Source organism: Prevotella sp. S7 MS 2 (genome assembly GCF_000762865.1).
Taxonomy (GTDB): domain Bacteria; phylum Bacteroidota; class Bacteroidia; order Bacteroidales; family Bacteroidaceae; genus Prevotella.
In genome coordinates this window covers 1-16,432 of sequence record NZ_JRPT01000049.1, presented here as the reverse complement: position 1 = coordinate 16,432, position 16,432 = coordinate 1, and the positions used below count along the sequence as shown (strand labels likewise).

Annotated in this window: 8 protein-coding genes; 4 read left to right on the top strand and 4 right to left on the bottom strand. The window is 48.9% G+C overall.

All coding sequences use genetic code 11. From position 1 onward, the window contains the following. Window positions 1-222: 222 nt before the first annotated feature. The 4 genes from HMPREF0671_RS08800 (at window position 223) to HMPREF0671_RS08785 (ending at window position 1,966) form a co-directional block, all read left to right on the top strand. Window positions 223-492: a helix-turn-helix domain-containing protein gene (locus HMPREF0671_RS08800; RefSeq protein WP_004359021.1), complete on the top strand. Its 270-nt coding sequence runs from the start codon at window positions 223-225 to the stop codon at window positions 490-492. 20 nt (window positions 493-512) lie between these two features. Next, window positions 513-827: a helix-turn-helix domain-containing protein gene (locus HMPREF0671_RS08795; protein ID WP_004359023.1), complete on the top strand. Its 315-nt coding sequence runs from the start codon at window positions 513-515 to the stop codon at window positions 825-827. After that, window positions 815-1,324 carry a DUF3408 domain-containing protein gene (locus HMPREF0671_RS08790; RefSeq protein ID WP_004359024.1) on the top strand — a complete coding sequence of 170 codons (510 nt, stop codon included), beginning with the start codon at window positions 815-817 and terminating at the stop codon, window positions 1,322-1,324. Before HMPREF0671_RS08795 ends, HMPREF0671_RS08790 begins: the two co-directional genes overlap by 13 nt. Before the next feature lie 192 nt (window positions 1,325-1,516). After that, the gene (locus tag HMPREF0671_RS08785) at window positions 1,517-1,966 is read left to right on the top strand and encodes a hypothetical protein (RefSeq protein ID WP_036899611.1); all 450 of its coding nucleotides are present in this window, start codon (window positions 1,517-1,519) and stop codon (window positions 1,964-1,966) included. Window positions 1,967-2,011: 45 nt separating this feature from the next. Here HMPREF0671_RS08785 and HMPREF0671_RS12705 read toward each other — a convergent pair whose 3' ends face one another. The 4 genes from HMPREF0671_RS12705 to HMPREF0671_RS08770 all read right to left on the bottom strand — a co-directional run bounded on the left by HMPREF0671_RS12705 (window position 2,012) and on the right by HMPREF0671_RS08770 (window position 15,894). Continuing rightward, complete coding sequence (locus HMPREF0671_RS12705; RefSeq protein WP_084589751.1) at window positions 2,012-2,158, bottom strand: IS1 family transposase; 147 nt, start codon at window positions 2,156-2,158, stop codon at window positions 2,012-2,014. Window positions 2,159-2,576: 418 nt separating this feature from the next. Next, a complete protein-coding gene (locus tag HMPREF0671_RS08780; protein ID WP_036899608.1) occupies window positions 2,577-2,918 on the bottom strand; it encodes a hypothetical protein in 342 nt (113 codons plus the stop codon). A gap of 1 nt (window position 2,919) precedes the next feature. Beyond that, window positions 2,920-12,909 (bottom strand): SpvB/TcaC N-terminal domain-containing protein, encoded by a 9,990-nt coding sequence (locus tag HMPREF0671_RS08775; protein ID WP_232223185.1) that lies wholly within the window; start codon window positions 12,907-12,909, stop codon window positions 2,920-2,922. Between the two features lie 12 nt (window positions 12,910-12,921). Next, on the bottom strand, window positions 12,922-15,894 hold the full coding sequence (locus tag HMPREF0671_RS08770; protein WP_052052957.1) for a hypothetical protein: 2,973 nt from the start codon (window positions 15,892-15,894) through the stop codon (window positions 12,922-12,924). Window positions 15,895-16,432: the final 538 nt, after the last annotated feature.

Genomic DNA, 16,432 nt, shown 5'->3' with positions numbered 1-16,432 from the left:
AAGATAATAAAAGGAACGAGCCGGCACCTCATCTCATTACCGCAATAACACAGACGGATTTCCTTTGTTTTTCTATTGCTTTCTCTCTATTTCCCTGCTTATCCTCATTTCTTGCAGTGGTGCTTCCGAGGGGTTACTTTTGCACCCGAGAAGTACGGCAATGGACTGCATAACAGTTTGTTTGCTGAGTAACAATAAAGTAATCAAAACAAAATTAAGGCAATGAAACTCATTATCATCGACCGCAAAGCGTGGGAGCGACATCGCTCCGAATTTGCAGACTTTATCCATCGTGTGGAAAAACTCATCGGTAATCCTCCCAAGACCGAGCAATGGCTCGACAACGAAGCCGTGTGCAAGCGTTTAGGCATCAGCAAGCGTACCCTACAATCATACCGAGATACGGGCAAAATCCCTTTCTCCATGATTGGACATAAGTGTTATTACAAACAGACCGACATCTGTGAAATGCTGAATGCAGTCAAGGATTGAAATCAAAGAATGAATGAATTATGGCAGAGAATGAAATCATTACGCGGGAAGACCCTCAGATGCAGTTGTTTTCACAACTGATGGAAGGCACTTTGAAGAAGTTGGAGCGGTATTGCTCTACCGCCCGTCCGATGCTGAATGGTGAGGTTTACCTTTCGGGTGAGGAGGTTTGCAGCCAATTACGGCTCAGCACACGCACGCTCCAAGAGTACAGAAACTCAGGAACGCTTCCTTTCTACAAAATCGGAGGGAAGATACTCTACAAGCAGAGCGACATACAAGCCATGCTTGAAAAACACTATAACCCGATACCCAAGAAATTATGGCAAGAATAGATGAAAAAAGGAAACAACGCTTGGAACAAGCCATTAGAGATATGGGAAATTATGGCGTTAAGCTCCGCAAGCCCGAAGAGTTACCCGATTTTGACCAGCCCTTCGATTATGAAGAGGAAAAGAGAAGGTTTGAGCCTGTTGATAAAGTTGAGGAACAAAATGACAAGGAGAGTAACAAGGATTTTTCTCAACCGTCCTATCAAGAAACAGCGTTGTCGCCAACAGAAAGGGCTACTTCTACCGAAGAATTTCATCAAAGAATGGGAAAAACAAAGGACAGAAAGCAATTATCCGAGTTTCAGGGGAAATATCTCCAGCCCTTTCGCAACAGCCACCGCAAAGCCGTGTATGTATCAGAGGAAACCCAACGAAAGTTAGACTTCGTGGTGCGGAGAATCGGTGAGCATGGAGCGAGCGTTTCGGGATATGTCGAACAGGTACTGCGGGAACACCTCGACCAATACAAGGAAGATGTGGAAAGATGGAGGAAACTCTGAATTACTGCATTCCTCGAATGCAAGCCTACGCCGAGTTACTGTATTCAATGAATGCAGTAACACAGCAGGGGCTTATAATCCCATTTTCTACATCAGCAAGGTGTGTCTTTGTACCACAAATTGCCATTTGTACCACAAAGACCCTTGCCCCGAAGGGGGATTAAATCACTCCAAAGTCGTGATTAGAAAACAATGAAAAAGCAGAAACAAAAGAAGCCTGACGGCAGATGTGCCACCTGCCCACGATGGGATAGATGGCACATCAGAATACCTAATTCCGAAGACCAGCAGAAGCTTATCAGACTTTACCATAAGTCGGGAGCAAAAACGAAAAGTGATTTTGTCCGAGCAAGACTTTTAGGTGAAGCCTTTAAGGTCATCACCCAAGACCCTGCCAAAGAACCTTACTTGGAGAAACTATCAGAAATCGTCGTCATGACGAATAAGATAGGCGTGCTATACAACGAAGCCGTGAAAGCCCTCAATACTTATCATTCTGTCGCCACTGCGCAACAACTACTCAGCAAACTCGAAACCTATTCCCAAATTCTTATTAAACTGCAACAGCAAGCAGTGCTGCTGACAAAATCCCTTGAGAGTAAACAAGAATCAATGCTGATAAATCATAATACCCAACGTTAGTATCGTGCTGTGATTGCCCAATCCCTCTTTGGTCAGTTATCAATGTTAGGAAGATAGGCTTTGTATGTTGTAGACGGTAATAAAACGGTTCTGGCAATGTTTGCATTGGTAGCGTTGTTTACCTGTACTACTTTTACCACTTTTGACAATATTGTTTGAGTGGCAATACGGACATTGAAACTCAACTCCCAATCTGGAACGTAAAGTGCCGAAGCGTTTTTGTAAGGTCGTTTTTTTATTGGTGTCCGATAAAACATTTTGGAGTTATCTGTGTTAGGTTAAATAGACTCAAACTTATGATTTCATTAATTTATCTGGTTATTATACGGCTTTCCTTGTCAAAATAAGCACATTTTATTATGCTTACAGTTTGAAACTGAAAAGCAAGCTCCTGCATAAGCAAAACGGCTGCAATACCGATGGGTAAAGAGATACAGAACTTTCAGTTTATTTTCACTGGACAGCAATACTTTGTTTTGGGTTACAAAAATAGCAAAAGGCAGAGAATCTATCCCTGCCTTTATGCCTAAAGTTAAAATACATTGATAATTAGATGATTAATTCTTTGACTCCAAATTTGGAACATTACCAATTCAACTAATAAGTATTCTTATTTTAATTTCAATTCGCGATATCCATATTCCCATTGTTTGACATCCGAATAATACGTTTTATTGTAATCCATAGACATGGTAAATGATAGTGTAAAGGCCGTATCGTTTACGACATCATAAAATAATGTATTTGCTCCCTCGCCATTAGTAAAACCAATTTCTCTTAGAGTTTTAGGAATCTTATGATGTTCTTGCCTAAATCTTTCTATTTTCTCGATAATCTGATTACCTTTGTTAGTCAATTCATTTTCCCTCTTATCTTTAAAAAGGAAAAATAAGAGGAAAAATAAGAGGAAAAATAAGAGTGCGATTATTATAGTGAAAATTTTCTTTTTCATTTTATGGATTATTATGTGTATAAACAGGAATTGTTGTCTTGTTGGTGCGTGAAGGAGTTTTTTGAGGTTCTTCCTGAGGTAAATCTTTATAGTTTGGCGCTTTTTCGGGTACTGTAGCGCCTAATCCTTGTAAATAATTATTCAACTGCTCTCCCAAAGAGAGCTTGCTTTTCGGATCAAAGTAATTTGCTCCAAATTCTGCACCCAATTTATCACTTGGTAAGTCTTCGTAGCTATAAGCTGAATGTCGGGCGAAAACTCTATCAGTCTGCTCTTGGAGATAACCATCTTGCATTGCTTCACCTACAGGGCTTTGCATTGACTTTTTCATCATATTTCTTTGATCTTCTACACTCATGAAAGCGAATAATATAGGATGTTTTTCTATAAACTCTTTTGCCTTATTCTTCTCTAATTTATAAGAATAGGCTTTCCCTGCATAATAAAGAAAATGTGCCATATCTAACCATCCTCCCTTTGTTGTATAAATATACTTATTTCTATAGGTATTTATTCTACCAGTATTTGCTGGTAAAGGACGAGGAAAATGAAATTCTATTTTTCCAAATCCAACCATTGCGTTATGGGCTTGTTGACCATGTTTGCGACCTGATCTCGCTCCAGTATTGCTTATTTCCTCTACGAATCCTTTCGCGGTACCAGCTTGTGGTTTTATTGGTTCATTACCATCGGGATCAATAGCATTGACAGGATTATTGAACACATAACAATAAGAGTGATAATTTGGATACGCCTCTTGTTTTGGATCCACACTCACCCACAGACTCAATCTCGGCTCATAGTACCGTGCCCCATAGTAGTACATACCTGTCTCCTCGTCAAATTCTTTAGCATTGAAGAGGTAAGGGGTATTCCACGTATTGTTGCGTTCTTCAAGGAATACTTCGCCAAATGGAACGTATTCGATGTGCTGCGATACTTCGCCATCAAGATTGGTGATGTAACTACTGCTACCCAAGTGGTCTGGATGGTAGTAGAACTGCATCTTCTCGTACTCGTCGTTGGGCTTGAAGTTGCCATTTGCAGCCCTTGTGCGTGCCATCGCACGAGCCTGTGCCGCCTCCGGCGTACCATCATTACAACAGAAGCCCTGACCGTTTACGTAGTCGTCATTGTCCTTACCGTTATAAGGTTGGTCAAACGCCTTGTAGTTATCCTTAATGGATTGCAGTTGCTGATTGTATTTATCCTTGTAGTTAATGGTAAGACCATCAGCCTCATTGCCTGCGTATGGAATTCGTCTTGGGTCTGCGCCATAAGAAGCGAGGTCGCCAAGCTTGCTGACAATTCTCTGGCTACCTACATAAATGTGCTTCGTATATTTGCCACCTTGCCCTGCCACGAGGTATGGGCTGACATAGAGCGAGAAGCGTGCCGTACCGGTGTTGCCACCCGAGAACTCGGAGTTCACATAGATGGCTTCATTCTCGCCACTGCTCTTCACCGTGCGCTCACCATCGGCATCATACCAATAGTTGCTCACAAAGCCGTTTTCATCAGCTGCCAAGAGTCTGTTCTCCTCGTCCCAACGGTACTTCTGCTCACTTGCCTTTTCATCCTCCTTGCCGTCTTTCTTCACACGAGAGGTGTTGATATAGACGAGGTTTCCGTTGAGGTCGTAAGTGTATTTGTGTCCGTTGTTGATATTGGTGCTGTCCGTCGGAGTCTCCTCCGTTCGGTAGTTGATATCACGAACATTGTCAAGCTGGAACTTCTTACCCTCTGCCTTTTGATAAGTATAGGTGAGGTCATAGCCTGTGTTGAGCGTGCCGTCGAACTGCACACCTGTCTGTGAGAGGTGTTGCTTCTTACTCGTGATACGATGCATATTGTCGTAGCCCATAGATAAGGTATAAGAAGCGGATTTATTGTCTGTTCCCTTATAAGTTCCCGCTGCGCTTGCCAAACGATACAGTGGGTCATAAGTATAACTATGGCTCATCTGTCCGCCTGCCTTACCACTCTGTGGGAGTGGAGCATTGTTCTTAATACCGAGCACGTTGCTCACTGCGTCGTAGCTGTAGGCATTGTCCATGATAGTACCTACCTTAGCATTCACTACGAGGTTCTGCAACCTGCGTCGTTGCGGGTCATAGCTGTAGAAGGTTTCCGCTCCATTGCAATACTTCAGGTAGGTGCGCTGCTCAAACTTATCATAACCTATCTTGTTCACATAATCGTAGCCATAGGACTTGTAACCACGCACGTGGTCTACCTGTCCACCGAGGTTATAGCCGTAGGTGACCTTTTCCTCATCGGGGTAAATCATTTCCAGCAAGCGGTTATGGCTGTCGTACTTCCACTGTGTTACGTAGGTTGCCACTGCCTGATTGGGCACAATCAGCGTGCGTACCGTCTTCAAGACCTCACCCATCTTACCGTAGTAATACTCGATAGCGCCACTGCCGTCCTCACGGAGCATCAGTCTGCCGATACGGTTGTGAGAAGAGTTGATACCACCGTAATGGTACTTCACGTTATTTTCCGGATGGTCGGGATAGTTGATAGCCGTCAGACGACCGTAGTCGTACTCGTAATTGATGGTCTTGCCCTCCTTTTTGAGATTGGCTGTCTGCTTGGTGAGCACATTGCCCAAAGCATCGTAGGTAAAGGTGGTGATACCGCTTGCAGGGTGGTTTACCTCAGTGCGACGGTCGCCCATATCATAGACGGATGTCGTTACGTTGCCCTCGGTGTCTGTTACCTTGACCAATCGGTCAATGCCATCATATTCGAAGGAGGTGGTAATGATACCATCGGGTCCGCTGAGTTGCTCGGTCTTCACGGTCTTGCCACTACCATCGGTATAGGTTGCCTGACGATTACCCAACGCATCAGTTACAGTCGTTACGAGTGCATTGCTACCTGCGTCCGTAGAGTATTCCGTCTTGGTCTCAGCATTGTCCGGAAGTGTTACTTTCATGGCACGGTCAAGCACGTCATAAACCGTTACGGTTGGCGACACGTTGTCAAAAGCCTTGTTGAAAGTTGTCTTGTTTCCCACAGCTTCGGTTACAGGGTAGTAAGCCTTAGCCACACGACCGAAAGCGTCATAGACGTTGCGTCCGCTGACAATCATCACGATCTCGTCTTTCGGAGCACTACCCTTGGCAGCTGTCGTTACCACACCGTCTTTCTTCACCTGAACGGGACGCCCGAAGCCGTCCACGAAGGTGACGGTCTCCAAATCGTTACTTGGGTGCTGTATGTCGTAATGCTTGGTCACTGCGTACGCAGGTGCAGTGATGCCATTGGTGCCGAAAGTAGCCTTAGGCTGATAGTCAAAGGCAATGATGTAAGGCACACCTGTTGCCAACTCATTAGGACCACGCACAGCTTTCACACGTCCGAGGTTATCTATATCCGTTTCATAATAGAAGTGGTTGAGATCCATACGGCGGAGTGCCATACCATAGCGGTAGTCGAAGTTGGCAGCCTCGCTACGGTAGCCAAATGCATCGTCTACACGCTCCACATACATATTCATCACCGGCTCATAGCGGTAGGTGTACCACATGCGCTGTCCCTTGCTGTTAGCAGGAAGCGTGGTCTTGATGATGTTGCCGTAAGTATCATAAGTATAGTCAGAGACAGCTTCGCTGCTTCCGAGTTGTTGTTTAATCTGCGTAATATGGTCGGCATAGTTCAAATCGTAAGTCGCAGAAACTTGATGATAAATCTTACCATCACCGCCCGTTACGGTTACGTTGGTAGGTAGCCCGAAGATATGTTTGTTATCATTGTGAGCATATTGTATTGCGGTTTGGTAGTCGAACTTACCCGAACCGTCAGCACCCAACTTACCCTTATCACTGAACTTGTAGGACTTCAGTTCTCCGTGATAGCCAGTGAGGTAATACTCATTCCAAGCCTCAGAGGTGGTGATGCCGGTTGCCTGTCCCTCATACTGCTTATTGGCGGTATAGCGTAGCGGCACGAAAGCGGAAGCACGGTCGCTACAGAGTTTCTTCTGTTTGTTGAAAGTATATCTGTCACCGCTGGCAGTGATATAATAGCCGTCATATTCATTGCGTGTCTCGGTGTACTTGTTGCCTTTGGCATCCTCTACAGACGCTCCAAGCTCATTGCCCTGTGCATAGTAGGTGGACACATCGTAGAGCTGCACAGCCTGACGATAGACTGCGGTTTCTCCCTGTTCGGTGTCGATATTCTTGGTTACGACCTTTCCAAAACCGAGGAACTCACGTTCGTGGCGATCCTTCTGTCCATCGGAGTAGGCGAAGACGGTCTTCATCAGCGGACCGTCATCATGGATACCGTCATCGACTGTGACCGAAGACATCACCCACTTACCGCCGGGAAGTCCGTAAGTTGGCGTGGTATGTTCGTAGTCGAGCGTAAAGGTGCCGCCGAGCGAGTTGGTCACGCTCCTAAGCATGTTCGTCCTGCCGATGGCGGAGCGAGTAACCTTTAGTTCGCTTTCTTTATCGGACTCAACGATGTCCAAATACCCGTCGCCGTCAACGTCCTGCAGGGAGTAGGTCGTGCGGTTGATGGAGTGTCCCGTGCTTGTGCCGGGATTCAGACAAATCTTGACAACCGGCGTAGGCATGGGGGTGAAAATTGTATAGGTAAATGCACCATTAACCGATTCTGCTGTAGATATGTTTTCACTCAACAACGAGGTTCCTTTCCAAAGAATGCCATCAGTAAATCCGTCTCCTTTGTTCAAGGCGACAAAGACCTTGTCGTCTGTCATCCAGACCTTGTCGGGCAAGCCATCGGAGTTGATATCAATCAAATCATATTCTTCTACACCTCGAGAGGTTACCAAACCGACTCCTCCACTAACGCTCCCCGAAGCTTTTACTATACTTTTCTTATCTTCTGTAATATGTTTTTTTGTAAAAATCGTATCACCGGCGCCTATACTCATGTTGTAAGAGTTTGTCTTTCCGCCCTGTATGCGATCTATGTCCCATGCTATAGGATCAGCAAACGAATAACCAAGGTTTAATCGAACTCTCCTATCTGTCAGAATTTTATCGGGGAGTCCATCTCCATTGATATCCATGAATGTTTCTACAGCGTCTTCTGTATTCTCAGGAATGTTACCAGATATGGATATTTTGGCAAGGAAAGATGTACGCAGGTTATTGAGAGCTTTTTTGAGCCCAGTATTCATTTGCGTACCAGTAGAACCGCCTTTGTAGGGTGTCATCATATCCAAGAGTGCTACACCGGAAGCGACAGGTTTTCCGCCTGCTCCCCATGCTTTGGAACTATGTTTCCCTGTGGTTTTACCCATGCCACTATATTTCTCTCCGCTGAGACCTCCTTGAGTGTTGGTATATTGAATGGTACCTCCTGCGATGATGTCTGGATAACCGTCGCCATTCATATCCGTCATGGTTACATCTGTTGTTGACGTTCCTCCTGCTTCATTGTAGGTAATTCCCATACTACCTCCTTGCTTGACTGTACTTTTGCTGGTTGATACCAGTGTCACAGCAGTGGCTCCTGTTCCTTGCAAACAATCTCCTGTAAGTGCCGCTGTTTCTGTACTACCTTCTAAAGGATTTGTCAATATGACTTGCTGCTCACCCAATCGAGCAGTCCCCATCGTATCTGCCGTCAGATAAATGAATTCATTCTGACCTATCCAGCGTGCAAAGGTCATTTGGTCTGTGCCAATAGGTGTAAACGCCATGGTTCTCGGATCCAGTTTGGCATCCTTGCTGTCGGGAAGTTTCAGCAGTGATTCGTCAATAGGCTTGCCATACCTGCCTTCGGAGGCATTATAGGCAAAACCGCCCCAGCCACGATACAGCATACCCATACCGGTATTGTCACTTTGGGCATAGAAGCCCGCCTGTGCTGTGCCTGTACCGCTTACCGTAGCCATCGAGGTTACTGCCTGTCCCGATATGTTTCCTGAATAGGAGTAGTCTATCCATATCTTGCCTGCACTGACACCTGTGATTGTCAGCGGGTCTCCTGAAAGAGAACCGCCATTGAGCGTATAGGTCTTCTTGCCGAGCAACTTGTCAGCCGTCTTGACGGTCATCGTCACCGTTCCGCTTGCCGTCGGGGGAACGACGGTAATGCTTGGGGTTACAGACAATGATGCCGTATTGGAGCCCAGTACAACGGGCTTTCCCTCATTGACCATATCGGCAAAGAGAACATAATGGGCAGCCCCTGCCGTTTGCTGCTTGCTGCCATCCTTGGCGGTCACTTCCACCTGCGGTGTCCATCTGACTTTCGACCAGTCCACGTTGGAAGTGGAGCTGACCTCAAACTTCAAATTGGTATAACTGTCAGGATTGGGGATTGTCTGTTGGAGTTCTCCGTCAAACGCTTCATTCCACGCAAAGGTCCGGGTGTATATTTCCTTTTTCCGGTACTTGGGATTCTTATTTCCCAAACTGTCCGTCTCGTTATTGGATGCGTAGACCTTGAGTGTTACATCATCAGTCGTTACGGGTTTGGTAAACTTTCCGGAAAGCCCCAATGAGATGCTTTCTGCAATGTTGGCCACAGTGTGGGCATCATAGATGGCTCCCTCCTCCGATTTGTACACCGTGGTGGAGAGACCGTCGGGAAGTTTCTCTTCCGTTCCCGCATAGGTGATGACGGGTGCCCATTTCACGTTGTCGAAAGCGCCGTTGCTTGTTTCCTCGGTACCGCTCTGCACGCGGAAGTAGATTCTATCTCCTTTCTTGACGGCGATATCCTGTGCCGTTGCATTATAGGCTGTGGCGTCGCCCTTGGCAATTTTCTTGTTCCAGAGTTCCGCACTGCCTTTCTGAATGGCCACGCGCACACCGTCTGCATGGGCATACTCATCCGCATCATAATCCCCCATCGGGGTAATCAGGCTGACTGTACCGGAGATGCTGACGGTTCCATTCTTGGGAGCCTGCCAGACACGCACCATGTCCTCCATCGGAGAGGATTTAATCAGTTCTGCCTGCTCGGCAGGGTCTATCTGGATGACAGAGGCGTCTATCTTGCCGCTGTAGATAATCGGACTCGGCGTATCGGCACTGCTCAGGGTGAAAGTTGGAATGGCATTGCCGGATTTATCGAACTCTATATGATTGAAATAAACCTTTCCGCCCGATACAAGGTCTACCAGACCATCGCCGTTGATGTCGGAGAGGTATTCCGTTGTCTTGGTTTTGGTCGAAGAGAAATCAACACCTACTTCTGCCGTGAATAACTGATAACCAACAGTGGCTTTTGCCCCTCCATTATGGGTTGAACTTGTTATCTTGGAGAAACCAGAGACTCCTACAATACGCACATCTTCTCCATATAGTACTTCACTATTTTGCGAAGTCGGTATTTGGGGACGATAATAAAGTGCGCCACCTTTTCTAAAGACCTTATCAGGAAGCCCATCACCATTAATATCCACCAATGTAGAGACTCCATTGCTCTTATCCAAAGAATACCCGTAAGATGCGCCTATGGTATTTCCTTTCCATTTATCTCCATCCATCGGACCGATACCGGCATAAAATGATCCACTAAGGGAGAAACTCGTTGTTCCACCAAGGGCACTGGGTTTGTCAGAAAAAGCTTTGCTGACAAATTGTAATGGATTCAAGAAGCCTGCACCTAAATGGTCGTTGTGCGTATTCCATGTTTCCTGTTTTTCCTTAAAAGGCACATACCCCTTAGCAGCCTGTACATCATCATAATAGTCAAATTTCTGATACGACACTTCTGCACCTTTGTCGTCGAGTTGCTTTACACCCGTAAGCATATCTTTGTTGAACGCACCCTCCCTGTAGGCGAAGGAATAGCTTCTCAGCTCCGAGCCTTGGAAGTTCACCTTTACCTTTTCCAGCAGTCGGTTGGACGAGGTGAGGTAGCCGTAGCGGGCGTTGTTGGTCTTGAGGTGTTTTTCCTTACCGCCCTCGAATGCTACCACGGTATGGGGCTGCTGTCCGCTGTTACCTGCATGTATTTCCTTGAGATAGATGGCTTTTGCCATGAGCCCCCCTCTGACAGGCTCGTCTGCGGTCTCATAGACGTACTCGATGTAGTCGCCATGAGTCTCCTCCACACGTTTTAGTTTCCACTCAGAGATAACCTCGCGTGTGTTGCCACTAAGGTCTGTTATTGTGCCTTTGAGGACTGCTCCTTCACCTCCATAGGTGTACTTGACGCCTTGCTTGTCAGTTACCTCCCATGAGTAGTCGGCAGGAGAATTACCCTTTCGGATAATACGGCTGAAGTCTCCTCCCTGCCGAGTGTAGAACTGTCTGTCCGCTTTTCGGTTCATCTTCTCACCACGGTGGGCAACACCCATTTTGCCATCGTCACCCATCGTGGAAAGCATAGAACCCGACATCAAATAAGTCTCGGTTTCTTTACTTGTATCGTATCTTGGAACACCCCAGCGAGTATCCAACGTAATAGAAGGAACAGAGAGATTCCAACCCTCTCCAAGCCATCCACTACCTCCTTCACTACTGTACTGTATGCCCAAAGAAGGAGCCATACCATTGCGTGCGGGAGGCATTTCAAAGCCATACTGAAGATTGGCAGAACCTCGGTTGTTCGCCGTCGGAGGGGTGATGAGGTTGATCTTCGCCGTCGGGTCTGCCGCCTTGATGTCGTTCATCATCGTCGGGGTAAATCCGTCGGTCTGGGGTGACTCCGGTGCCTTGATGACACCGTTGATCATATCGGTGAAGTGCGTGGTGCGTGACACGACGCAGGTCTCCTTCTTATCCACCCTAACTCTTTCCAGTGCCACCCAGTGCTTGGTGTTCTTGTCGAAGTAATAGGTATTGATATCGTCTTCTGTAAAACCGCTCGGGATTCGCGTGCGGTCGTATTTTATCTTCACCGTCGCACCCTTGCCCTCGAAGTGGTTGCCGTGGGGAAGGAAGCGGTAGCCGTCTCCCTTGACGGTGACGTTGGTCATGCCGTAGTCAAGGGCTGGAATGTCCGTCTCGCGGAGTGCCGTGACGGAGTATCTGCCATCCCTTGCGATGTCCGCAGCCTTCACGGAAAGGACGTTGCCGTCGATGGCGATGCTGTCCGCCCTGTGCGCAAGGAACCGCTTCTCTGCCTTCCCACCGACGGACACGAAGGCACGGGCATAGTCCGCCCTGCCTCCCTGTATGGGTGTTATTGTCCTACTGATGTTCCTGCCATCAATGACTGCCGTGAGCTTGAGCTGTCTGCCCGTCGATGGCACGATGCCCTCGAATTCTCCGTCATGGACGGTGAGGGTTGTGCCGTTCACTGAGACACGGCTTGCCTTCCCACGCACGAAGCCGTGGAGATAGGTCTGACCGTCATAGGTTACGGGGACGGAGGAAAGGATTATTTCTTCCTGCTTATTGGTATTAGTCTTTGTCTTAGCATCCGCTACGGTTTCGATATGTACGTTCCTGACCGAATAGGCGTAGGAAGCATCCGTCGGAATGGTGAAGAGGACGGTGTTCCTGCCGTCCTTCAGCCACTCGGGACTTATTTCCTCCCTGACGGTCTTCCATTCCTTGGAAAGTGCCGTGAGGTAGCCGCCGACAGCCATGCGGTCGTTGATGCTCCTGCTGATGCCCTGACCAGAGCTTACGCCCTTGAGGTCATAGACCAGCCATGCGCGCATATTTGGAGAGACTTTCTCGACTGTTATCTCGAAGATGTTGTCCTCGGGGTTGTCCGAAACCCGTCCGTCGGGCTGTCCTATGATGCCCGAGGCATGATCTGCCGTGTAGATGGTCTCCATAACGGAAGAAGTTGCTGCTGCTGTCGTCTTTGACTTATCCTCCTTCCTTGCCGTCCGTGATATTCCCTGCGTAGCTTTTTCTGCATTATGGACGTTCTTCGTGGACGTCTCGGTCTGTGCTGCCACGGATTGTGATATACTCGTGCCGTTGTTTTCACGTACACTGTCCTGTCCCTTGTATATATGCGTCGCAGCGATGGCTGCGGTGATGGCTGTCAGTAATGCCGCCGATATGAGGTAATGCTTTGTCTTCATAGCCGTTGGAGTTTAGTAGTTTGCCATTATCTTCCTTGTGAATTCCTCTTCTAAGGTGAGTGCTTTGACGACGTACACGCCCGTCTGCGGTACGGTGAAGTCGGCACGCTTGATGGTGCCTCCCGTCATGTCCGTCCGGCTCAGCAGTCTTCCTGATGTGTCATAGACGAGCAGTTCGGCATCGGTCTCCTTGGCGAGTCTCAGCTCGGCACTGAACGCCATACCAGTCCCGTCCTTCCTTGTCACAGTGAGGGCAGAATGGGCTTGCCTCTCGATGGAGGAGGCGTTTTCTGCCGACCTTGCCTGTGCCTTGGGCACGCTCGGGCTGCACTCGTTGCCGATAATTACCGCCATGCTGTCCTCGACCGCCTTCTTCGTCTCGTAGGCCACGCCCCTCGAAACGCTCGTCAGGGCGAAGTCTCCGCCGTCGATGCTCAGCCCGTCGATGGTCGAGAGTCCCTTGTTGAAGCCCATGCCGAAGAGCCAGCCGAGACCAGCTTTCTTGGCCGCACGGTGGACGACGATGCCGTTTACCGTATAGCTTACCGTGTCGGGGGTGAAGATGATGCCGAGTGCGTCACCTCCATTCAGGGTGACGGCAGCACCCACGGGCTTGCCCTCGACCACGACTTGTGCCGTGGCATTCTTCACGTCGAAGCCGTGGAGGATGTTCTTTCCCAGTCCGAGCGTGGTGCAGAGTCCCGCCCTGTAGTCGGAGGTGAGCGAGGGAATAGTCCATGTGACCTCTCCCTGCTTTCGGCGACCGACCGCATGGGCATACTCGACGCCTCCCATGCTCTCCGCCGTGATGTCGATGCCCGCGTTCTGCTTAATGAGCAGACTGTAGTTTCCCGGGAGCAGGTTCTTCACCGTGTATGTCTTCGTGGTGAAGTTTCCCCGTGAAGCTACGGCACCTTTCTCCATATTCTCCACGGAGTCCGCCAGCAGGCTGTATGAAAAACTCGGCAGGCCGACCACCATGCTGATGTCAAGGCTGCCGTCCTTTCGCGGCTTTCCGCCCGTGCAGCTCGCATCGTGCGGTGTTAGCCGTGCCAGTATGCCGTCGAAGCAGGCGAAGGTGAACGTGTCAGATCCACTGCCGTCGGTGTCCATGAAGATGTTGTCGAAGACGAGTTTTTCACGGCTCGCGTCCTTGCGCGAGCATCTGATGATGGTGTTTTCCCATATGTCGCTCTTGTCGCCCGCACCTCTGTCTATGAGCATGAAGACGTTGCGGTAGTCCGCACCTGCGAACTTGTTATCCTTGGCGAGGACTCCGTATCCGAGCTCGACCATGTTGCCGCTGTCTCCAAAGCCATTCCTGCGCAGCTTGGGGATATTTAATGCTGTCTCGCCGCCTGCCGTCTCGAAAATCATGCAGGCTGCCTTTGCCGTGTTTTCAACGGGTATGGTTATCTGCAGGTCCTTGCTGCCCCTGCCGTCGATGAGTAAGGTTACGCTGTTTCCTTTCCTGCGTACGATGAAACTCTTTCCGCCCGTATTGCCTGTTAAGACACGATTCTGTATTGTTCCGTCCTCTACGATTCGGATCTCACCCCGTGCGCTGACGTTGAAGCCGTAGGCGCACTTCGTGCCCGATGCCTCGGTGAATCCTACATTGTAGGCGGGATGGAGCCTCGGGTTGGTGTATTCCATCGTGCCGTTTCCCGTGTCGAGCGGGGAGCTGACGATGTATGCGCCCTCCTTGGGCTCATTCTGCGACACTGCATCCATAAAACCGTCGGAGGTGACGGTGATGCCGTTCTGCGTCCAGATGTCCTTCCTGTACTCGGTGGAGTCGATGTTCGTCCTGACGAGCCACCTGCGGTTCATGACGTGCCACGGTGTTTTTCCTTCCGTCTCGGCGGTGGTCGTGGAGCCGTTGTCGTCGCCCCATATCATATAGCCACCGTCGGGTATGGGCGAGCTGTCCTCACGCCCCATGACGAGAAGGCGTTGGCTCGTCGGCAGGCCGTATGGGTCTGCGTCTCTGAAGCTGTCGTATGTCTTTTCAGTAGAGTATCTTGGTGCTTCCTCGTAGCTCGTCGTGGAGAGAGGCTGGAAGAGGTCGCCCGCGTCGTCACGCCCGATGCCCGTCACCCTGTGGTGGTAGACGGAGCTTTCGTCCCTGTCCCATGAGAGGTCGCCCGTACCCGTGTAGTACGAGCCGCTGAGCGTGATGCCGTATCTGATGGCGAGATAGGTCTCCACCTGCCTGCGCTCCAGCGGCGTGAGCGTCCTGCCGTATGCGATAAGCTCGGGCGTGTAGCCATTGAGCGCACCGCCCCCGAACAGGGACTTGTCAAAGGCTGTCGTGAAATTGACGTCTCCGTCCCTGTATGTTCCCGTGGTGATGGTCGCACGTCTGCCTTCTCCCCACACGGAATGCACGGGGGCGTATGCCCTGATGTATGAGACGATGCGGGGACTCGTGGACTTGAATTCCTCTGCGGTCTGCCTCTCGCTCCCCGAATAAAGAAGGTCCTCGCCGGCCGTGCTTCCGTAGTTGAGCGGTTCTATGCCCTGCTGCCCGACCGCCTTGTCCCTGCTCACGAGGCTTCCCGCACCCTTGCGTCCGCTGACGGCATATAGCACCTCGTCCTTGTTATAGGCGGTGGTCGTCGGGGCAAACACCCCGATGACGGTCATCTGCGCGAGGTTGGAGTATTTCAGTAGACTCTCCTTCGGCTGATTCCCCTCGGAGAAGTTCAGGGCGGGGTTGAAGTTGAAAGTCCGTATCCATGTGTGCCGCTGCGTGAACTCACCACCGTAGGCTGCGCCCTTGGCATCGTAGAGGTTGGTTCTAACGGAGTCGCCCGAGAAGTCGCGCCAATGATAGTACCCCTGCAGGTCCGTCGTCAGGGGGACGGTCTTCAGCCATGCCTCGGCACCGCTGACCTGACCGGGTGACTGCGCACGGGACTGCACGGGACTGAATAAGGCTGTAACTATTAGAAATGCTGTTTCGTGTAAATGTCGTCCCATAAGTTAATACTGTCTATGTTCTTTTTCAGTCTGATAAGATACCCGCAATAAAAACGGTAAAGAGAGAAAATCCGTAAAATAAAAGTGGGATGGATTGTATCGTGTGTGCGAAAATTGATTAATGCAAAGCCTTTTCGTTGAGTCCTGCATATCTCCCTTGACTGCCGAAAGTGGCGTTCTTTATGTCAAGGGGGCTGAAATTGGTAAAATCAACGTTGTCTTCATAAGCATGAACGTTTAAGTTGTTTTTTCCTAAGCGCAAATATAGGTTATTCTTCTTTAATTTGCAAGGAATTGCACAGAAAAATTTTATTTTTAACACGCAAAAGGATGATGAAGACAATAAAAAGGAAGTTCTTAACAGCAAATTCACGATGAGATGGGCTTTGGGCATAAAACGGCAATTCAAGTGCGGAAAAATGAAACGGACTGATAAAAGTGTGGATTTCTCTTGTTTTCATCGAAAATAAAGACTACCTTTGCAACGTTAGATAAGTGGTCTTTGAGGCATTGCAGAATAAAGAGAGGAAAAGAAACA